The organism is Halomarina salina (assembly GCF_023074835.1).
Classification (GTDB): Archaea; Halobacteriota; Halobacteria; order Halobacteriales; family Haloarculaceae; genus Halomarina; species Halomarina salina.
Window position 1 is genome coordinate 2,071,612 of sequence record NZ_JALLGW010000001.1, and the last position, 20,655, is coordinate 2,092,266.

Consider the following 20,655-nt stretch of genomic DNA (forward strand, 5'->3'; position numbering starts at 1 on the left):
CCAGTTTCGCAGTCGGTGTGCGCGCAGTTCAATAGCTCGTGTGGCCTACTTGCGCCGTCATGTCCACCAGAACACCGACCAGTCCCGACGCCAGCACGCGAACACACCTCGGCTCGGGAGCACTCGCGCGTCGCGGCATCGCCGCCGCGGTTCTCGGCCTCCTGTTGACGGCGGTGACGCGACTCGTCGCCGTCGCGCTCGATTCGTCGCTCGCCGACGTCCAGCAGTTCGCGTGGGGTCCCGTCGTCGGCGTCACGCTCGTCGCCGCCCTCGGCGCGACGCTCGTCTACGCCGTATTCGACCGGTTCACCGACCGCCCGGACCGGTGGTTCCTCGTCGCAGCCGCCGCGGTGTTCCTCGTCATGCTCGCGCCCCTCACGCTCGGTGCCGAGTCGCTCGACCTCACGACGAACGCGCAGGTCGGCCTCGTCGGCCTCCATCTCGCCGCAGCAGTCGGCATCGCCGCTGGTATCCTCGGGAGCGACCGGGTCGCGCGAGACCGTACGGTGAGTCGCTGAGAAGCACTCACCGAGAACTGCCGATAGCAGCGTTTCGAGCTACTCGCCGCCCCACTCGCGGGCGACCGTGGGCCGTTCGCTGACCGGGAGCACGTCGAGCGGCTCGTCCTTCGCCGCTAGCGCCTCCAGCGCTGCCTGAGCGCTCGCTTCGGTCGAGACGTACGGAACGTCCTCCTCGACCGCCGTCTCCAGCGCCGCCCGCTGGTCGGTGACGAGCAGGTCTATCGCCCCCTCGCGAATCGCGCCACGGAGGTCGTCCTCGTCGTCGAACTCGGCGAGGTCGTAGTGGTCGGCGAACGACGCCCGCAGGTCGTCGAAGGTGACCACTGCGGTCCCGTCGCGCGGGACGGGCGACCCGGCAGCGTCCTGCGCCTTGTCGTAGGCCTTGCCGAACGAACGGGCCGTGCCCATCACCTCGCCGGTGGATTTCATCTCGGGGCCGAGGCGGGGGTCCGAGCCCGGCAGACGGTCGAACGGCAGGACGACCTCCTTGACGCTGGTGTGCTCGGGGATGCGTTCCTCTGCTTCCAGTTCGGGCAGCGACGCCCCCGCCATCGCCTTCGCGGCGAGTTTGGCGATGGGGACGCCCGTCGCCTTCGAGACGAACGGGACCGTCCGTGAGGAGCGCGGGTTGGCTTCGAGGACGTACACCTCTGCTCCCTCGTCGCCCTCGTGCTCACGGACGGCCAACTGGACGTTCAGGAGTCCCACCGTGTCGAGCGCGTGCGCGATGGTCTCGGTCACCTCGCGGACGCGGGCGAGCGTCGAGGCGTCGAGCGACCGTGGCGGAATCGAACACGCCGAGTCGCCGGAGTGGACGCCGGCCGTCTCGACGTGTTCCATGATGCCGCCGAGGAGCACGTCCTCGCCGTCGCAGACCGCGTCCACGTCGAGTTCGACCGCGCCGTCGAGGAACTGGTCGACGAGGATGGGCTTGTCCGGCGACACCCTGACCGCCTCCTCGATGTAGTGCTCCAGGTCCTCGTCGGAGTGGACGACGCGCATCGCGCGCCCGCCGAGGACGTACGAGGGGCGGACCAGCACCGGGTAGCCCAGGTCGTGGGCGAGGTCCAGCGCCTCCTCGCGGCTGGTCGCGGTGCCGCCCTCCGGCTGTGAGATGCCCAGCGAGTCCATCAGCGCGTTGAATCTGTCCCTGTCCTCCGCGAGGTCCATCGCGTCGACGCTCGTGCCCATGACCTCGCAGTCGAGGCCGCGCCGGGCGAGCTCCGTTTCGAGCGGTTCGCCGACGTTGACGGAGGTCTGGCCGCCGAACTGGACCATCACGCCGTCGGCGTTCGTCGTCTCGACGACGTCCGCCACCTCCTCGGCAGTGATGGGTTCGAAGAAGAGGCCGTCGGAGGTGTCGTAGTCCGTCGAGACCGTCTCGGGGTTGTTGTTGACGACGTGGGCGTCGATGCCGAGTTCGCGCAGGGCGCGCACCGCGTGGACCGCGCAGTAGTCGAACTCGACGCCCTGCCCGATGCGGATGGGGCCGCCGCCGACCACGACGACGCTCTCGACGTCCGTGTCGACTCGCACCTCGTCGCGGCCGATGCCGCTGATGGGGTCGCGGGCGGAGTAGTAGTACGGCGTCGAGGCCGCGAACTCGCCCGCGCAGGTGTCGACCTGCTTGAACCGACGGTCGGTCGTGGTCGCGGCGACGTCGTCCAGCGTGGCGGACACGTCGAAGGCGTCGCCGCCCGCTGCTACCTCGGCGGTCGACGCGCCGCCAGCGAGCGCCGCCACCTGCTGGTCCGTGAAGCCGACGTCGCCCGCGAGTTCGAACTCGCCAGCAGGGGCATCCCTGGCGGCCTCGGCGATGCGGGCGTAGCGCTCGACGTACCACGACTCGATGCCCGTCAACTCGGCGACGCGCTCGACCGAGAACTCCCTGTCGAACGCCTCGAACATGGCGAACGAGCGGTCGGGCGACGGCCGTTCGAGGTACTGCTCGGCGAGTTCGTCGTCGTCCACCTCGACCCAGTCGACGGCCGGTTCGTACTCCGCCGAGCGCAGCGCTTTCAGCAGCGACTCCTCGAACGTGCGCCCGATGGACATCGCCTCGCCGGTGGACTTCATCGCGGTGCCGAGCGTGAAGTCCACGTCCTCGAACTTGTCCTGAGGCCAGCGCGGCACCTTCGTCACGACGTAGTCGATGGCCGGTTCGAACGCGGCCGTCGTCTCGCCCGTAATCTCGTTCTCGATCTCGTGCAGACGCTTGCCGAGCGCCACCTTGGCCGTGACGCGAGCGATGGGGTAGCCCGTCGCCTTCGACGCCAGCGCCGACGACCGCGAGACGCGCGGATTGACCTCGACGACCCGATACTCGCCGCCGGGCGTCCCGTCGTCGCGCCACGCGAACTGGATGTTACAGCCGCCCTGGATGCCGAGTTCGCGGATGACGCCCAGCGCCGCCGAGCGCATGTCCTGATGGCCGTCGTCGGGGATGACCTGCGACGGCGTGACGACGGTGGACTCGCCCGTGTGGATGCCCATCGGGTCGAGGTTCTCCATGTTGCAGATGATGATACAGGAGTCGTCGGCGTCGCGCATCACCTCGTACTCCAGTTCGACCCACCCCGAGATGGACTCGGTGATGAGTACCTCCGAGTTGCGCGAGAGGCGTAGCCCCTTCCGCACGCGCTCGTACAGCTCGTCGATGTCGTCGACGACGCCCGACCCGCTTCCACCGAGGGTGTACGTCGTCCGGGAGATGACCGGGAGGCCGCCCACCTTCTCGACGGCCTCGTCCACGCGCTCCTGGAGCGCTTCGGCGGTGAGTTCGCTGACCGACTCGCCCTCGTCGAGCGTGATGGTCGTCGAGGCGGGCACCGGCTGGCCGATGCTCTCCATGCGCTGGCGGAACAGGTCGCGGTCCTCCGTCGCGTAGATGGTGTCCAGCGGCGTCCCCATGATGTCCACGTCGTACTCGTCGAGGACGCCCTCCTCGGCGAGTTCGGCCGTGACGTTCAGCCCCGTCTGGCCGCCGAGCCCGGCGATGACACCGTCCGGGCGTTCCCGCTCGATGACCTCGGCGATGGCCTCGGTGGTGATGGGTTCGATGTACACCGCGTCGGCCATCTCGGGGTCGGTCATGATGGTCGCCGGGTTGGAGTTGACGAGGACGACTCGCGCCCCCTCCTCCTGCAGGGCTCGACACGCCTGCGCACCGGAGTAGTCGAACTCGGCGGCCTGTCCGATCTGGATCGGACCGCTGCCGATGAGCAGAATCGTCGGGTTCTCTGCTGGGACGCTAACCGAGCGCTCCTCGTCGCTCATTACCCACACCGAGTCAGCACATCGTAATAAGCGCCACGAAAATCTGCGAAACCCGAAGCCGATTTACGAAATTCGAAATGGCGGCGGAGTACTCTTCACGGACCTCCTCGCTCGCTTCCCTCGCGCCTCGCTACTTCTCGCGGCCCACTCCGTTCGCCGTTCGCGTATCGGAGATTCTCCTTCGTTCGCTTCGCTCACTCAGTCCGAATCTCCCTGCTTCGCGGCTCGCTACGCTCCCCGCTCACCAGTTCGAGGCGCTCGCTTCCCTCGCGCCTCGCTACTCCTCCAGTCTCGCCTCCAGCACCTCCTGCGGGAAGAACTGCTCCGGCCGGTCCAGCACGAACTCGACGGTCCCGTCCTCCCGCAGGCGCCGGGTGCTGATGCCCAGCGACTGTCCCTCCGCCATGCCGTAGTACAGTTTCTTCGCGTGCCCGAAGTCGTAGTAGCCCGGCAGCAACACGGCGCGCTTGCGCTGCTCGTCGCGGAGGACGAGCAGGAAGAACACCATCGACACCTCCGCACGGAACGCGTCGTAGTCGTTGACGTCGCCCGCGTCGACGAACTCGACCAGCGCCTCGTACTCGCTGTCCGGGAGGAGCACGTCGAACGCGTCGCGCTCGAAGTCCGGCCACACCTGGCCCGGGTGGAGACAGAGCGTCTCCCACCCGCGCTCGCGGTACTCCTCGGCCGTCGTCTCCATGTCGCCGACGATGTCGTCCCAGTAGTCCGCGACCCCGCCGAGTCCCTTCACGGACGTCGGTTCGTCCATCGCCGGTACGTCGTCGGGGTCGGGGTCACGGGAGGACTCGTCACCGACGTCGTCGCTGTCCATGGTATCGCAATGCCGGCCTGCCGGGGAAAAGCTGTCGTGACCGTCGTGCTGACCGTCCTCCTCGCTGCCCGCTACGGTTATCTCCGGGCGAGATATCGCTGCCGTATGGAACCGCACATCAGTATCGTCACGCTCGGCGTCTCCGACCTCGACCGCTCGGTTCGGTTCTACGACGAGGGGCTGGGCCTCCCGCTGCGCGAGCGTGACCCCGACTCGAACGTCGCGTTCTTCGAACTGGCGGGCGCGTGGCTCTCCCTCTACCCCAGAGACCTGCTCGCGGAGGACGCGACGGTTCCCGCCGACGGGTCCGGGTTCGCCGGCGTCACCATCGCGCACAACGTGGCGACCCGTGAGGGAGTCGACGACGTCCTCGCCCAGGCCGAGGCCGCGGGTGGCGACCTCGTGAAATCCGGAGAAGAGGTGTTCTGGGGCGGCTACTCGGGGTACTTCGCCGACCCGGACGGCCACCTCTGGGAGGTGGCGTGGAACCCCGACTTCGACCTGGACTGACCCACCACAGGTCGTCGCCCGGCGCGAAATCAGTCGGCCTCGCTCTCGGACTCCGCTCGCCCGTCGGCATCGCTCGCGGTCCCCTCGGCGTCGTCGGGGGCCGCGTGCATGATGGGGTCGCTCTCCCAGTAGGCGTGGTTCTCGTCCAGCCTGAAGCAGGCCGCCTCGTGACGCTCGCCCGCGTCGTACGCCGGTGGCTCCTCGCGCCGACACGCCTCGCGGGCGTGCGGACAGCGCGTGTGGAAGTGACAGCCAGCGGGCGGGTTGCGCGGCGAGGGTACGTCCCCCGCCAGCGCGTCGACGCGGCGGCCGTGTTCGCCGGTCGCCGCGCGCGGGACGCTCTCCAGCAACGCCTGCGTGTAGGGATGTTGCGGGTCGTCGAAGATGTCCTCGGTGGCCCCCGTCTCGACGATTTCACCGAGGTACATGACGGCGACGCGGTCGCAGATGTGGCGGACCACGCTCAGGTCGTGGGCGATGAACAGGTACGTCAGCCCGAACTCCTCCTGTAAGTCCTCCAGCAGGTTGAGCACCTGTGCCTGCACCGAGACGTCGAGCGCGCTCACCGGCTCGTCGAGGACGATGAACTCCGGTTCGAGCGCCAACGCGCGGGCGATACCGACGCGCTGGCGCTGGCCGCCCGAGAACTCGTGGGCGTAGCGGTCGACCTGTCCGGCCGACAGGCCGACGCGTTCGAGCAGTTCCATCGCCCGTTCGCGGCGGCCCTCCTTGTCGTCCATCCCGTGGATGACGAGCGGTTCGGCAATGATCTCGCCGACGGTCATCCGCGGGTCGAGACTGGAGAAGGGGTCTTGGAAGACGATCTGCGCGTCGCGACGGAACCCCTTGCGCTCGGAACTCTCCATCCCGAACACGTCCCGACCGTCTATCTCGACCCGGCCGCCGGTCGCCTCGCGGAGCGCCAGCAGCGTCTCGCCCGTCGTCGACTTCCCGCAGCCGGACTCGCCGACGAGGCCGAGCGTCTCGCCGCGTTCGATGTCGAACGAGACCCCGTCGACCGCCTTCACGCTCTGTGGGTCGCGGCCCAGCAACCGGTCGACCAGCGAGTCCTGCTCGAAGTAGTACTTCCGCAGGTCCTCGACCCGGACGAGCGGGTCGCCGCCGTCAGTCATCGTTCTGCACCTCCTCGGTCCGGCGGTCCGCGTCCGTCGTACCGGGGCGGTCGGTCTCCGCCGGCTGGTCGGCCTCGAAGTAGTCCTCCGGGAGCGCCTCCGAGGGGTCGTAGTCGTGGTCGGCCAGCACACAGCGCGCCCGGTGCTCGTCGCTCCCGTCGGCGTCGAACTCGGGTGGGTGGTCGAGGCACTCGCGCATCGCCTTCGGACACCGGTCGGCGAAGTAACACCGGTCGCCCATCTCCTCGTCCAGCAGCGAGGGGACGTTCCCCTCGATGGGCTGGAGCCGCGGCGCGGGGTCGTCGAGGTCCGGAATCGACCCGAGCAACCCCTCCGTGTACGGGTGGGTCGGCCGGTCGAACACGTCCGCGAGGGTGCCCCGCTCGACCACCTCGCCGGCGTACATCACGCAGACACGGTCGCACATCCGCGCGATGACGCCGAGGTCGTGGGTGATCATGACGATGCTCATGTTGCGCTCCTCCTGCAGGTCGCGCAGGAGGTTGAGAATCTGCGCCTGGATGGTGACGTCGAGCGCCGTCGTCGGTTCGTCGGCGATGAGCACGTCCGGTTCGCCGGCGAGCGCCTGCGCAATCATCGCGCGCTGGAGCATCCCCCCGGAGAACTGGTGTGGGTACTCGTCGGCCCGCTGTTCTGGGTCCGGGATACCGACCTGGTCGAGCAGTTCGACCGCCCGTTCGTGGCTCTCCGGGTCGGTGTAGTCGCGGTTCGGGACGATGCCGTCGAGCAGGAACTTCCCGAGACCGTACCCCTGCGTCCGCGACCGCGTCGACCGCGGGTTCGCACTGGCCCGCCGCTGGACCTCGACGGCCTCCGCGATCTGCTCGCCGACGGTGATGGAGGGGTTGAAACTGCTCATCGGGTCCTGGAAGATCATGCTGAACGACGGCCCCCTCAGCGACCGGCGGACCCGGGGCGGCAACTGCTGAAGGTCGACGAACTCGCCGTCTGCCGCGTCGCCGAACTCGTCGGCGAGTGACTCGTTCCGGTACCAGACCTCGCCGCTCGTCACCTCGCCCGGCGACTCGACGAGGTCGATGAGCGACAGCGCCGTCACCGACTTGCCGGACCCGCTCTCGCCGACGATGCCGAGAATCTCGCCGTCGCGCACGTCGAACGACACCGACTCGACGGCGTTGACCTGCCCCTCCTCGGTGAAGAAGCGCGTCGAGAGGTCCCGTACGCGGAGGAGGTCGGGGGCCGTCGGTCCGGTCGCCCCGTCCGTTGCTCGGTCGCTCACGCGCCGCTCCCTCCTTCCCCGCCGAGGCCGGGGTCGAGTGCGTCACGGAGCCAGTCCCCGACGAGGTTGATGCCGATGACGGTCAGGACGATGGCGATGCCGGGCATGGTCGCGACCCACCACGACGTCGCGAGGCTGTCACGCCCCTGCGAGATGTCGAAGCCCCAGGAGAGCTGCGTCCCGGAGAACCCGAGGAACGACAGCGCGCTCTCCAGCAGGATGATGGCCGCGATCTGGATGGCACCGAGGACGAGGATGGGTGTCACGCTGTTCGGCAGGATGTGCTTGCGGATGACGAAACTGTCGCTCGCGCCGAGGCTCCGGGCGGCCTTGACGTACTCCTCCTCGCGCACCGAGATGGCCTCGCCGCGGGCGACGCGGGCGAACCACACCCACGTCACCAGCGCGACGACGACGATGACCGTCACCGGGATGGTGATGGTCTCCGGCATCCCCGGTGCGAGTCCGGCCGCGACGAACGGGTCGTACACCCGTCTGGTCAACCGCCCCCACAGTCCCACGAGCGCGACGGCGAGGACGAGCGACGGGAACGCCAGCATCACGTCCGCGAAGCGCATCAGCGCGTCGTCGACGTAACCGCGGTAGTACCCCGCGACCAGGCCGACGGGCACGCCGATGAGCATGGCGAGGAGCGTCCCAAAGATGCCCACGATGAGCGACGTCCGCGCACCGTAGACGACGCGCGAGAACATGTCCTGCCCGAGTTCGTTCGTCCCCATCGGGTGGTCCCAGGTGGCGTTGATGGTCTGTTGCTCGCTGACGACCTTCACCGACCCGTTGACGAACTCCGAGGAGGTGGTGTTCTTCGTCTCGCTGAACCCGATGGGCGGGAGGTTCCCGTCGTCGAGGTTCTGCGTGCGCGGGTTGTCCGGCGCGACGAACGGCGCGAACACCGCGACGAGCAGCACCGTGACCACGAGGAAGACGCCGATCTTGGCGAGCCAGTTGCTCCGCCACTCGCGCTTCAGGTTCCGGATGGTTCGTGGAGAGACCATCAGTCGATCACCCGCGGGTCGAGGTACGCGTAGAGGGCGTCCACGACGATGTTCACGAGTACGAACCCGATGCCGATGACGATGAGGCTCCCCTGCAGGATGGGCCAGTCACGCGCGTAGACGGCGTTGATGACCGTGTTGCCGAGCCCCGGCCAGTCGAACACCGCCTCGGTGATGACCGCGCCGCCGATGAGCGTCCCCAGCTGGAGCCCCACGACGGTGATGACCGGGATGAGCGTGTTCCGGAGCGCGTGGCGGTACCGCACGAGCGTCTCCGGGATGCCCTTCGCGCGGGCCGCCCGCACGTACGACTTCCCGAGTTCGTCGAGCATCCCGCTGCGCGTCAGTCGCGTGATGAGCGCCGTGAAGTACGTTCCCAGCGTTATCGCCGGGAGCGCGATGTGCGACAGCCACCGCGTCATCCCCGAGAGGTTCCCGTCGAACAGCATCCAGAACGCCGTCGAGAACGCGATGCTCCGGCCGCCCACCGGGAAGATGTCGAACTGCACGGAGAACCACAGCAGCAGCATGATACCCAGCCAGAAGTTGGGCGTGCTGATGCCGAGCAGCGAGAACGTCGTCGCGCCGTAGTCCGCCGGCTGGTGGCGTCGGGTCGCGCTGACGACGCCGAGCGGAATCGACAGGACGACGGCGACGAGCGTCGCCGCGACTGCGAGTTCGACGGTCGCCGGCAGCCGAGCGAACACGACGGCGCTCGCCTCCCGGCGCGTGATGTACGAGTATCCCATGTCGAACTGCAGGAGCCCGACCAGGTAGTCGAGGTACTGGGCGTACAGCGGCTGGTTCAGGCCGAGTTCCGCCGCTATCTGCTGGCGCAACGCGGGGCTGGCGTCCAGCGGCGCGACGACGTTGACCGGGTTGCCGGGCGTGATGAACCGCAGCAGAAACACGACGGTGATGACGCCCCAGACGACGACCACACCCTGCAGTACCCGCTTCAGGAGAAACCGTCCGAACGACATCAGCGAGGGGCCCCCACCGCAATCACTCGCTGGTCGTGCCGGAGCCGTCCGAGCTGTTGCCACCACCGCCACTGCCACCGCCGCCACCGCTTCCGCCCTCCGACCCGGCCATCGACTGCGCCTGCTGGACGAGGCCGTCCACCTCCTCGTTGCTGAAGGAGGTGAGCGCCCCCTCGGTCGTCAGCAGCGGGATGATGGTCTGACTGGCGTCGAACGTCGCGTTCCCCCAGCCGATGAGGTAGAACGGTGGCCCCGTCGAGAGGTCGCCGTCGAGCAGTTCTTCGGCCAGCGTTCCGAACTCGCGCTGCTGGACCGACGCCGAGACGTTCTCGAGCTGGTCGATCTGGTTGGTGACCGCCTGCGCTATCTGGAGGTCCTTCAGGTACCGACCGACCGGCGTGTGGAGCGTGATGCTCGCCCCCGAGTAGCCGCTCTCCTCGACGAGCTGCTGGGCGCGCTCCCGGTCGAACTCGTACGGGCCGACGTCGGAGTTGTAGCCCGTGAACCCCTCCAGCGTGGGCTGGCCGGTCGGGTCGGCGAACGTCGAGAGCACGTTCTCGATGATGCTGTCCAGGTTGACGGCGTAGTTCATCGCCTGTCGGAACTCGACGGAGTCGAACGGTTCGGTGTTGTACACCATCGCGTTGTAGATGACGCGCGTACTCGGGACGGCGCTCAGCGAGGTGCCCCCGTTGTTCTCGATGCGCCCCGCGTCCTGGGGCGGGACGTTGGTGACGAGGTCGGCCTCGCCGCCGAGCAGCTGGTTGACCCGCGTACTCGACTCGCCGGCGGAGGCGATGACGAGCGACTCGGCGGGAGCCGGCTCGCGCCAGTAGTCCTCGTAGCGCGTGTAGCTGACCCTGACGTCCTGCTCGTAGTTCTCCAGCTGGAACGGCCCGGTGCCGTTCATGTCGGAGTTGATGGTCGCCGTGTCGTTGTCCGCTATCCACTGCTGCTGGACGATGTCGCAGTACGTCGCGAACAGCGAGAAGACGATGGGGTTGATGCCGTCTGAGCTCACGTCGACGGCCCGCTCGCCGTCGACGACCTCCGCACCGGTGACGCCGGACAACTGGTCGCTCTGCGGACTCGCCAGCCCGCCGACGTCCTCCTGGACGATGCGGTTGATGGAGAACGCCACGTCCGCGGGCGTCAACTCCTCGCCGCTGTGGAACGTCACGCCCTCTCGGATGGTGAACCGGACGGTGCCGTCCTCGACACGCTCGTACCCGTCGGCCAGCGACTGGACGACGTTGCCCTCCGCGTCCCGACTCAGCAGGCCCTCGTACGACTGGAGGACGATGTTGTCCGTCGTCGTCTCGCGGTGGTCGTGCGGGTCCAGCCCGGAGTCCATCTGACTCTGGGTGATGCGTACCTCGCTTCCCTCCTGTGGGACGATCTCGTACGCGTCGATGCGCTCGTCGCGCCGGGCCTCCCACTGGATGCGGTCGGACTTCCCGTAGACGCTGTACTGTCGGTTCAGGAATATCCACGGCGCCTGTTCGTGGAGGACGAGGTTCGCCCGCGCGAGGTACTCCTCACGGGTCTCGGGCTCCGGGAGTTCCGTCCCCTGTCCGTCGCCGCCGGTGGTCGTGTTGCCGCCGCCGCCACCGCTGGTCGTTCCGTCGCCGTCCGTTCCGTCCCCGTTCCCGTCGCCGCCAGCACAGCCAGCGAGCGTCGCCGTCGCCGCTGCCCCCCCGGCCAGCGTCAGGAACGTCCGTCTGTCTACTTCCTCGCCTGTCATGCACTGTCATCGCAGACCTGGGCTATTAAATTGATTGCCCTGCATCCGGCCTTCGGCTGGTGATTCCGGGCCGTTGTCAGCTTCGGTCCGGGCCGGGTCGGTCCGTCGCGCGGGTCGGAGGCGGGAACTCGCCAGACGGCGCCGTCCCGCGCTCACACCGGTCGGTCGTGCTCGCTCTCGAACTCCCGCTGGGCCCGGTACTGGTCGACGAACTCGCTCACGTCGAACTCCAGCATCTGCCGCTCGAACGCCGTCATCGCGTCGTCGTCCGAGGCGTGACTGACCGCGTGCTCCATCAGTTCCACCAGCAGTTCGACGACCACCTCGTGGAGCCGTCGCGAGTCGAACGCCGTCATCCAGACGATGGTGTAGCCGACGCTGCCGTCCTCGCTGACGTCGGCGCTGACGACCTGTTCGGGGAACTCCTCCAGCACGATGCCCATCGCGTGGGTCGTTCCGAACGGTTCGCCCGTCGTCGTGTCGATGGCCTCGTCGAGGACGCTCACGAGGTCCTCGGGGACGAACCGGGAGAGCGGGTGCATGTCCATCACGACGGCGTGCCGGTCGCCGCAGGCACAGGCGTACTCGCGCATCCCCATGTCGAGGTCGTGGACCCCGACCGTCTCCCCGCAGGGCAACGAGAGCGTGCGCGTCCGCCCACCGGGTACGCGCGGTTCGGTCATACCCCGACTTGGTGGTAGCGTGGGTTAAGGACGGCGCTATTCCTCCGAGGCGTCCAGGTCGTCGGGCTGCTCGCTCTGTGACTCGGGACCGGCGGCCTCCGCCGGTTCGGCCGCGTCTTCGACGGACTCTCCCGGTGGCTCCTCGGTCATCGACCCGGTCGACCCGCTGGCCTCGGTCCCGGAGGCCGCCGAGTCGTCGTCCTCGTCAGCAGCGTCGCCGTCGTCAGCGTCGGAGTCGGCGTCCTCGCCGCCGGCGTCGTCACTGTCGGCGTCGTGGTCGGCCGTCGCTGCCTCGTCGTCGCTCGCCGAGTGCTCGTCGTCCTCGTCGCCCTCGACTTCGATCTCCAGTTCGACCTCTATCTCCGCACCGTCGAGTTCCAGTTCCGCCTCGGCGGTCCGCGTCTCGCCGACTTCGATCTCCAGTTCGTTGGTGTCGACCTCTACTTCGACCTCTACCTCGACGTCGACGTTGTGCTCTGACATCGCCCGGGGCTACGCCGGGCGGAAGAAAAACCGTTGGCCCTGTCTCAGCGCCACTCCTCGTCGATGTCGCCGTACGGGTCACCGAACGACGACAGCGCGAACTCCGAGTCCGGGCGCTTCATGCCGAGCAACTGCCGGTAGGCACCCGCCACCGTGGCGCTGGCGTACGCCACGAGGAACGCTCCGATGACGGTGCTGACGACCGTCGCGACCACCGGTGAGACACTCCCGAACACGATGTTCGTCCCTCTGTTCGCGATTATCGAGAGGATCTCCAGCACGACCGCCAACCCGAGGAGGTTCAGGCGATGGCCCTTGGTGAGCGCCCAGCTTCCCTCGAGTGCCGCTATCGGTCCCTTGTCGAAGACGGCGATCTCCTGCCGGACGAAGTAGAGGCACAAGGCGATGAAGATACCCGGCACGATGAGCAGGACGAGTCCGATGCCGGTCGCGACTACGGCGATGAGCCCCGCGACGAACCCGAAGAGGGTCGCCCGCCCGAGATTCCGCTCTGGTTGATAGAGCGTCTCCGTCGCGTCGCTGACGAACGTCCGGTCGGAGATGACTCGAATCGCCTCCGAGACGAACACGCTGGCGGTGAGCAACACGCCAGCCACCAGCGGACTGTCAGAGACCGCGAACGGACCCGCGCTCTCGGGGAGCAGTGGTCCCTCACCGACCTCCGCGACCGCCTCCTGGTACCAGGTCTGCTGGACGATCCAGTCGAACAGCACCTGACTGAGCGTCTGGCCAGCGACCGCAGCGAACAGCCCGGCCAGGACGAACAGTCCGACCAGGAGGAGACCGTTCCGCTCGAACAGCCTGTCGAATCCGTATCGTAGCGCGGAACCAATTTGCAGGGACATACCCGGCACTGGGGCGAGTTCCGGGAAAAACGTTCCGGGTATCTGATACCCGCTCAGGGCCAGTCGTCGCGTTCCTCGCCGCCCGCCGTCGTCGCCGAGTCCGGGTCGCCGAGTTCCCACCCGGCCGCCTCGGCGGCGTCCTCCACGTCGAGGAACTCCCAGTCCACCTCGTCGGCGAGCGCCTCGTCGTCGGCGTCGACGCCGACGAAGACGTGCCGGTCGGTGTCGAACTGCCGTTTGACGTTCTCCAGGCTCTCGCGCTTCCCGCGCGGTCCGGAGAAGAAGTCCTGCCGGATGCGGTTCTTGCGCGTGAAGTTCGTCACGACGTACGTGGGTTTCTCGCTGACGACGCCGAGGTACGTCGTCCACGTCCGCGCGTCGTCGAACACCGCGTCCGGCTGTCGGAGCCGTTGCAGCGCCTCCAGTTCGAAGGCCAGCGTCATGTCGCTTGAGCCGCCACCGTTCATACGAGAGCGTTCCTCGGAGCGCCAAAACCACTTCCGGTCCCACCTTTTGCTGCACTCGCGTAGCGGCGACACGCCTCGCTGTCGCTCGGCGGTCGCCTCTGACTCGCTGGCAAAATCTGGACCAAAAGCCTGCGTCACCCCCTTCGGGGGTTCCTTGACCCGCTCGCTCACTGCGTTCGCTCGCGGTACAATACGTTGGACCAACGCCTACCGCACCGCACGAAAAACGACGCCCGAACCGGTCAGTTCGCCGGTTCGACGTTCTGGTTGACGTGGAAGAAGTTGTCCGGGTCGTACTCGGCCTTGATGCGCTGGAGTCGCTCGTAGTTCTCGCCGTAGGTCGCCCTGACGCGGTCGGCCCCCTCCTCCATCATGAAGTTCACGTACGACCCCGCCTCGGAGTGCGGGTGGAGCGCCTCCCAGTAGTCGCTCGCCCACTCGGTGATTTTCTCGTCGTTCGCCGGGTCGTGGTCGACGCCGACGATGACCATCGACCAGTTCGCGTCGCGGGCGTTCCAGGCCGTCTCGTCGGGAGCGACGTCGTGGACGGCCCCGTCGATGGGGTAGAGGTGCATCGTCGACTGGCCGGTCGGCACCTCGCCGAACCGCTCGTGGACCGCGATGGCGTCGTCGGTCAACTCGCTGACGTAGTCGCCCTTCCAGTACCACTGGTCGCCCGGCGGGTAGTAGACGTCGAACAGCGACTGGAGCGCCGGGTACGGCATCGGCCCCACGTGTTCGAACAGCGGTTCGGCGGCGTCGCGGGCGGGCTGCAGCACCTCCTCGACGTCCTCCTCGGGGCCGAGATAGCACCAGACGAGGCCGCAGACCTTCTCGCCCTGTATCTCCTCGGGGAAGGGGTCGCCGGGCACCCTCGCGACGAGGAAGAACGCGTAGACGTCCCTGGGGGCGTTCGGGAGCCACTCGCGGTACCAGCGCATCGTCTCCGGGAGGGACTCGATGGGCCAGAACAGCGGTCCGGCGACCACGGTGTCGACCGGGTGGAGTCGATACTCGAACGCGGTGACCACCCCGAAGTTACCGCCGCCGCCGCGGAGCGCCCAGAACAGGTCCTCGTGTTCGTCCTCGCTCGCGTGGACCAGTCGGCCGTCGGCCAGCACCACGTCCGCACCGAGCAGGTTGTCGATGGTCAGCCCGTACTTCCGTGTCAGGTAGCCGTGCCCGCCGCCGAGCGTCAGGCCGCTGACGCCCGTCGTCGAGACGACGCCGCTGACCGTCGCCAGTCCGAAGGCGTGGGTGGCGTGGTCGACGTCACCCCAGGTGCAGCCCGGCTCGACGGTCGCGACGCGCTCGTAGGGGTCCACCCGGATGCCCGTCATCCCGGCGAGGTCGATGACCAGCCCGTCGTCCACGAGTCCCAGCCCTGGGCCGCTGTGGCCGCCGCTCCGCACCGCGACGTCGAGGTCGTGTTCGCGGCCGAACCGCACCGCCGCGACCACGTCGGCGACGTCGGTACACCGCGCGATGAGCCCCGGCCGTTTGTCGATCATCCCGTTGTAGACGGCGCGCGTCTCGTCGTACGCCTCGTCGCTCGGGAGACAGAGCGTGCCGCGGAACTCCTCGCGGAGTTCGACGACGGCGTCGTCCATCCTCGTGCTGTGGGTTGCCATGGCTGTTCTCAGTTGTCTTTGAGGCAACAAATAGTTCTATGAATGGTTTCGGGGCGGTGTCCGGTTGGTTTGGGCGTCCTCGCGGCTGGTTCGTGCAACGGAGCGCGTTCCCTCCGGGCCCCGGTGTTACCGTAAAACGTGCTGGTACCTCGCGCCTCTCGTCACCTCTCTGCCGGCCGGTCACCACCGCGTCGACGAGCCACCGACTCGGGAGTCGGGTGGGTCGAGCGTCGAGGAACGAGGGGACGGGCCGCTTACTGCTCGGCTTCGACCGGTTCGAACTTCTCCAGGTCGATGGTGTCCTCGAGCAGGAGCTCTTTCTTGTCGCTCACGTCGATGCGGTCGCGGGCGAGTTTCTTGAGCTTCGACTGCGGGGCGAGGTTACCGATGAGGACGCCGCCGACCACCTTGCCGTCCTTGATGGCGACGCGCCGCCACTCGTCGTCGCTGTACTTCTTCTCGACGTCGTCGTCACCCAGCGTCGGGTGGCCGAACGAGAGGAACGGGAAGTCGAAGTGCGTGATGGAGTACGAGGAGACCCACTCGAAGGTGGCCTCGTCGACCTCGACGCCCTGGTCGAACGTCATGTTCGTGCCGGCGATGGAGCCCTGCTCCTTCGCGCTGCCCCACGCACCGTTCTGGGCCTGGTCCTCGAGGATGACGTCGTAGAAGTAGGTGAGGTCGCCCGCCGCGTACACGTCCTCGACGTTGGTCCGCATCTGCTCGTCGACGACGATGGAGCCGTCGTCGGTGCGCTCGATGCCGCTCCCCTGCAGGAACTCGGTGTTGTAGTTGAGACCGATGGCGACGCCGACGAAGTCAGCGTCGTAGTAGTCGCCGTTGGGGTCCTCGACCCCGACGACCTCGCCGTCGTCGTTCACGTCGAAGTGGTCGACGCCGCTGTCGAAGACGGGCGTCACGTTGTTCTCCCGGAGCGCGTCGTGGATTATCTCGGCACCCTCCTCGCTGAGCGCGTAGCGCCACCAGGCGTTCCCGCGCATGAGGTAGTTCGCCTCGACGTCCTGCGCGCCGCAGATGGCGGCGAGGTCGATGCCGAGCAGGCCCGCGCCGATGACCGCGCCGGTGTCGGCGCGTTCGGCGTGTTCCTGGATGGCGCGGGCGTCCTGGAACGTCCAGAAGTGGTGGACGCCGTCGGCGTCGCTCCCGTCGACGGGCAGCTGCGTCGGCGTCCCACCCGTCGCGACGAGGAGGCTGTCGTACTCGATGGTCTCGCCCGTGTGGAGGTTGATCTCGTGGGCGTCGGTGTCGACGCTGGTCACCATCGTGTTGAGTCGGAGGTCGATGTCCCGGTCCTCGTACCACTCCTCGTCGTGGATGGAGATGGGTCCGGCGGGCATCTTCCCCTTCGCGAACTCTTTGATGAGAATGCGGTTGTACAGGGCCTCCCCCTCGTCGGTGATTACGGTGACGGAAGCGTCGGCGTCGGCTTCGCGGATGGTCTCCGCGGCCGAACTGCCCGCGATGCCGTCTCCGATTATCACGTGCGACGCGCTCATGGGCGGCGATATGATACGACCCCTAATGTGGGTTGCTATCTCCGAAATTAGTGTGGTACGAGCTCACGCACGGCCGCAGTCGGTGGGTCTCGACGGTGGTCACCAACATTCAAGCACGGCCCGACCCAACCTGCGTCCATGAAGATTCGCCAGAATCCACGGCACTGGGCGGCCAAGAAGGCGCTGACGACGCCCGGCGTGCGCTCCGTCGCCAACTACGGACTGGTGAAACTCCACACGCGCATCTTCGCGGGGAAGGCCGACGAAGCCCGCCGCGAGGAGCGCGAATCGTACCTCGACGCGCTGTTCGACGCGACGATGGACGCCTACGTCGCCGCGCTGGAAGCCGACTACTCCGAGGCCGAGGCTCGCGAGATAACCCACATCCAGGCCAACTACGACTTCTTCGACAAGGGCTGGACCGAGATGATGGAGATTCCGGCCGACGAGTTCGAGGCCCACTACCGCCGCTACGAGGAGTTCTTCACTGCTCACGGCATCACTATCGACGACCCGCTGGGCGAGTTCCGACCCTCCGGCGGACTGCCGGACGTGCCGGCGACGCCGGAGCACCTCGACGACCCGACGTACGCGAACGCCGTCGCCGGGTTCTCCGACGACGTCTACGTCGAGACGCCGGGCGGGATGACCGTCGGAGGCGACGAGGAACCCGAGGACGTCAGCCTCGCCGACGCCCCCGGCGTCTCCGACGACGACGCGACCAACGAAGCGGACGACTGAGGACCCCCGGTCAGTCGTTCACCGACGGCTCGGACGGCTCCGGTTCGACGCGCCGTTCCCGCGTCTCGACGATTCGCTCTGCCACCTCGAACCCCGCCACGATACCACCGTCGAGCGACCGCTCGGGGTACTGCGACCGCGAGGCCATCCCGGCGTAGTAGACGCCCTCGCCCACCTCGTCGCGCAGGTCGTACGGGACGACCATGTCCAGGTAGCCGCACTCGTAGACGGGCGCGGTCCGGGGGTTGCGCGCGACGCGGAACTCGCGGACGGTCGAGCGGTCGAAGTCGGGGAACAGGTCCTCGATGCCCGACAGCCAGTGTTCGCGGAGTTCGGCGTCGTCCATCCGCCAGAGGTCCTCGTCGAGCGACTGGACGTAGCTGGCGACGTACAGCAGGTGGTCGCCGCCGTAGCGCTCGGCGGGCACGAAGTTCGTGTGGTCGATGAGCGCGCCGAACGGCGCGTCGTCGCCGACGTTGAGCCAGTACGTGTCGGTCAGCGGTTCGTCCATCGTCACCACCGCACAGACCGACCCCTGGAACTCGATGTCGCACTCGTAGCCGACGAGGTGTTCGAGGACGTTCGGCATCGCGGCGACGACCACCGCGTCGACGTCGTGGGTGGCGACGCCCTGGTCGGTCTCGACGGTGAGCGCCTCGACCGCCTCCTGGTCTCGCCCATCGTCGCCATCAGCGTCGCCCGTCCCGTCGCCCTCGCCGAACTGCCCGTCCACGCCGACCACGTCGACGACGCGCGCGCCGGTCGTCACGTTCTCGTGGCCCACCGCGTCGACGAGGGCGTCCACGAGGACCGGGAAGCCGCCGTCGAAGTAGCCGAGGTACTCGCCCTTCAGCAGGTCCCGTTCGCCGCGGAACTTGATGCGCCCGAGCAGCCACGCGGCGCTCACCTCCTCCTTTCGCGACCCGAACTTCGCGTCCAGCAGCGGTTCGAAGAACGACTCGTAGACGTTCTCGGTCGTGTGCTCGATGCAGAACTCGCGGGCGGTGACGTCCTCGAAGTCCTCCAGTCGCTCGTAGGAGTCGAACGAGGGGACGCCCCCGCGCACGTCGACGTCGAGCGTGAGCATCCCGAGTCGGAACTTGTCGTACAGCGAGAGCGGCGGGAAGGCGAGTATCTCCCAGGGCTTGTCCATCGGGTGGACCGTCCCGTCGACGTAGTAGGCGTTCTTGCCGATACGCCACTCCAGACGGTCGGCGACGCCGAGTTCCTCGGCGAGTTCGACGATGGTCTCCTCGGACTTCGAGAGGTGGTGGTAGAACTTCTCGACGGGGTCGCCGTTCGTCTCGTAGGTCGCCGCGAGGCCGCCCACGTCGTCGCCCGCCTCGAACACCTGCACGTCGTGGCCCGCCTGCTGGAGGCGGTACGCGGCGGCGAGCCCCGCGACACCGCCGCCGACGATACCGATCATGGTCCGGGGTTCGCCGCTTCGGCGTATGTGCCTTCGGGTCTGGGCGCGGTCCTCGCTCCTCTCCAATCGTCTCGGTTCGCTGTCACGCGTTGTTGCGCCGACCGGGACGGCAGTCGCTAGCTTTTTGCGGCGTCTCCCGAACTGTCGTGCCATGGTTACCGTCCGGGCCCCGGCGACGAGCGCGAACCTCGGGAGCGGGTTCGACACGTTCGGTCTCGCACTCGACAGACCGGCGGACATCGTCTCCGTGGAGCGCGCCCACCGAACCACCATCGAGGTCACCGGCGCCGGTGCGCGCTACATCCCCGAGGACCCGGAGAAGAACACCGTCGGTGCGGTCGCCGAGGCACTGGACGCCCCCGCACACATCCACATCGACAAGGGCGTCCGGCCCGCGTCCGGGCTCGGCTCCTCGGCGGCGAGCGCCGCCGCCGCCGCCGTCGCCCTCGACGAACTGTACGGGCTGGGCCACACTCGGGAGGAACTCGTTCCCGTCGCCGCCGAGGGGGAGGCGGCCGCCTCGGGCGAGGCCCACTCGGACAACGTCGCACCCGCGCTCCTCGGCGGGTTCACGGTCGTCGCCGACGACGGCGTGACGCAGGTGTCGCCCGACCTCTCGCTGGTCGCCTGTCTCCCCGACATCGTCGTCTCGACGCGCGACGCCCGACAGGTCGTCCCCACGTCGACGTCGATGGACGACCTCGTGGAGACGGTCGGCAACGCCGCCACGCTCACCGTCGGAATGTGCCGGAGCGACCCGCACCTCGTCGGCCGCGGGATGGACGACCCCGTCGTGACGCCCGCCCGCGCGGACCTCATCACGGGGTCGGAGGGCGTCGAGGGGGCCGCCCGCGCGGCGGGCGCGACGGGCGTCACCGTCAGCGGCGCGGGGCCGACGATGCTCGCGGTCTGCGAGCCGGGAACTCGCCGAGCCGTCGCGATGGCGATGATAGACGCCTTCGACGACGCCGGTGTGGACGCGACGGCGTTCCAGACGAGCGTCGGCGAGGGTGCGACGCTGTACGACTGACCAGTCGGTCCGGTCCCCCGACGGTGAATCGGAATCCCTCTTCGGACGAACGCTTATGCGGGGCGCTACCGTCTCCCGGTCATGGTCCACGAGTTCCCCAGCGAGGAGTGGATGGCCGCGTGGCGGGAGACGGTCAACGCCGACGAGGAGTACGCCGAGGCGGCCGCCGAGTGGGGTGTCGACTTCGACGGCGACATGGTGTTCCACCTCACCGCCGACGACAGACTCCCGGAGGACAGGCTGTTCTTCGTCGCGCTGGAGGGGGGTAGGGCCCACGAGACGTACGAGATAGACAGTCTCGACGACGCGGACTACGGGTTCGTCTTCCGCGGGACGTACACCGACTGGGTCGACCTCACGGAGGGCGACGTCGGCGCCATCGACGGGCTGATGACCGGCCGGTTCGAACTCGACGGCGACATGCAGCGCGTCCTGCAGTTCAGCGACGCGGCCGCTCGACTCGTCGACCTGGCGTCCGCAGTCGACAGTGACTACAGGTACTGATTTTCGCGGAGTCGAGCCGCTCCGGTCG

Annotated in this window: 19 protein-coding genes; 5 read left to right on the plus strand and 14 right to left on the minus strand. The window is 68.1% G+C overall.

The genetic code is table 11. The annotated features are described in order from the left end of the window. The first annotated feature begins 59 nt into the window (after positions 1-59). Positions 60-518: a DUF6069 family protein gene (locus MX571_RS10540; RefSeq protein WP_247416365.1), complete on the plus strand. Its 459-nt coding sequence runs from the start codon at positions 60-62 to the stop codon at positions 516-518. Positions 519-557: 39 nt separating this feature from the next. Here MX571_RS10540 and carB read toward each other — a convergent pair whose 3' ends face one another. After that, the gene (gene carB, locus MX571_RS10545) at positions 558-3,797 is read right to left on the minus strand and encodes a carbamoyl-phosphate synthase large subunit (RefSeq protein ID WP_247416367.1); all 3,240 of its coding nucleotides are present in this window, start codon (positions 3,795-3,797) and stop codon (positions 558-560) included. A 277-nt stretch (positions 3,798-4,074) separates the two neighbouring features. Continuing rightward, the gene (locus tag MX571_RS10550; RefSeq protein ID WP_247416370.1) at positions 4,075-4,629 is read right to left on the minus strand and encodes a DUF7529 family protein; all 555 of its coding nucleotides are present in this window, start codon (positions 4,627-4,629) and stop codon (positions 4,075-4,077) included. Between the two features lie 105 nt (positions 4,630-4,734). Between MX571_RS10550 and MX571_RS10555 the strand changes: the two genes are divergently transcribed. After that, entirely contained in the window at positions 4,735-5,139 is a 405-nt protein-coding gene (locus tag MX571_RS10555) for a VOC family protein (RefSeq protein ID WP_247416372.1), read from the plus strand. 29 nt (positions 5,140-5,168) lie between these two features. Here MX571_RS10555 and MX571_RS10560 read toward each other — a convergent pair whose 3' ends face one another. The 11 genes from MX571_RS10560 to MX571_RS10610 all read right to left on the minus strand — a co-directional run bounded on the left by MX571_RS10560 (position 5,169) and on the right by MX571_RS10610 (position 16,923). Next, positions 5,169-6,272 carry an ABC transporter ATP-binding protein gene (locus MX571_RS10560; RefSeq protein WP_247416375.1) on the minus strand — a complete coding sequence of 368 codons (1,104 nt, stop codon included), beginning with the start codon at positions 6,270-6,272 and terminating at the stop codon, positions 5,169-5,171. Then, on the minus strand, positions 6,265-7,533 hold the full coding sequence (locus MX571_RS22695) for an ABC transporter ATP-binding protein (RefSeq protein WP_247416378.1): 1,269 nt from the start codon (positions 7,531-7,533) through the stop codon (positions 6,265-6,267). The genes MX571_RS10560 and MX571_RS22695 overlap by 8 nt, the downstream gene beginning before the upstream one ends. Further along, positions 7,530-8,549: an ABC transporter permease gene (locus MX571_RS10570; RefSeq protein WP_247416380.1), complete on the minus strand. Its 1,020-nt coding sequence runs from the start codon at positions 8,547-8,549 to the stop codon at positions 7,530-7,532. Before MX571_RS10570 ends, MX571_RS22695 begins: the two co-directional genes overlap by 4 nt. Then, positions 8,549-9,532 (minus strand): ABC transporter permease, encoded by a 984-nt coding sequence (locus MX571_RS10575; protein WP_247416383.1) that lies wholly within the window; start codon positions 9,530-9,532, stop codon positions 8,549-8,551. The genes MX571_RS10570 and MX571_RS10575 overlap by 1 nt, the downstream gene beginning before the upstream one ends. Positions 9,533-9,554: 22 nt before the next feature. After that, positions 9,555-11,276 (minus strand): ABC transporter substrate-binding protein, encoded by a 1,722-nt coding sequence (locus MX571_RS10580; RefSeq protein WP_247416385.1) that lies wholly within the window; start codon positions 11,274-11,276, stop codon positions 9,555-9,557. Positions 11,277-11,428: 152 nt separating this feature from the next. Continuing rightward, the gene (locus tag MX571_RS10585; RefSeq protein WP_247416387.1) at positions 11,429-11,959 is read right to left on the minus strand and encodes a DUF5815 family protein; all 531 of its coding nucleotides are present in this window, start codon (positions 11,957-11,959) and stop codon (positions 11,429-11,431) included. 36 nt (positions 11,960-11,995) lie between these two features. Then, positions 11,996-12,442, minus strand: coding sequence for a hypothetical protein (locus MX571_RS10590; protein ID WP_247416390.1), 447 nt, complete (start codon positions 12,440-12,442; stop codon positions 11,996-11,998). Between the two features lie 44 nt (positions 12,443-12,486). Continuing rightward, on the minus strand, positions 12,487-13,308 hold the full coding sequence (locus MX571_RS10595; protein WP_247416392.1) for a DUF7847 domain-containing protein: 822 nt from the start codon (positions 13,306-13,308) through the stop codon (positions 12,487-12,489). 53 nt (positions 13,309-13,361) lie between these two features. Further along, positions 13,362-13,775, minus strand: coding sequence for a DUF7124 domain-containing protein (locus tag MX571_RS10600; RefSeq protein WP_247416394.1), 414 nt, complete (start codon positions 13,773-13,775; stop codon positions 13,362-13,364). A gap of 242 nt (positions 13,776-14,017) precedes the next feature. After that, positions 14,018-15,406 (minus strand): FAD-binding oxidoreductase, encoded by a 1,389-nt coding sequence (locus MX571_RS10605; protein WP_247416397.1) that lies wholly within the window; start codon positions 15,404-15,406, stop codon positions 14,018-14,020. Positions 15,407-15,660: 254 nt separating this feature from the next. Beyond that, a complete protein-coding gene (locus tag MX571_RS10610; protein WP_247416400.1) occupies positions 15,661-16,923 on the minus strand; it encodes an NAD(P)/FAD-dependent oxidoreductase in 1,263 nt (420 codons plus the stop codon). A 138-nt stretch (positions 16,924-17,061) separates the two neighbouring features. On the opposite strand from MX571_RS10610, the gene MX571_RS10615 reads away from it, so the two are divergent. Then, complete coding sequence (locus MX571_RS10615; protein ID WP_247416407.1) at positions 17,062-17,664, plus strand: DUF6149 family protein; 603 nt, start codon at positions 17,062-17,064, stop codon at positions 17,662-17,664. Between the two features lie 10 nt (positions 17,665-17,674). Here MX571_RS10615 and MX571_RS10620 read toward each other — a convergent pair whose 3' ends face one another. After that, complete coding sequence (locus MX571_RS10620) at positions 17,675-19,093, minus strand: NAD(P)/FAD-dependent oxidoreductase (protein WP_247416412.1); 1,419 nt, start codon at positions 19,091-19,093, stop codon at positions 17,675-17,677. A 151-nt stretch (positions 19,094-19,244) separates the two neighbouring features. Between MX571_RS10620 and MX571_RS10625 the strand changes: the two genes are divergently transcribed. Together MX571_RS10625 and MX571_RS10630 are read left to right on the plus strand one after the other, a co-directional pair. After that, positions 19,245-20,123: a homoserine kinase gene (locus MX571_RS10625; RefSeq protein ID WP_247416413.1), complete on the plus strand. Its 879-nt coding sequence runs from the start codon at positions 19,245-19,247 to the stop codon at positions 20,121-20,123. Between the two features lie 81 nt (positions 20,124-20,204). Continuing rightward, complete coding sequence (locus MX571_RS10630; protein ID WP_247416418.1) at positions 20,205-20,627, plus strand: SCP2 sterol-binding domain-containing protein; 423 nt, start codon at positions 20,205-20,207, stop codon at positions 20,625-20,627. The last annotated feature ends 28 nt before the right edge of the window (positions 20,628-20,655 follow it).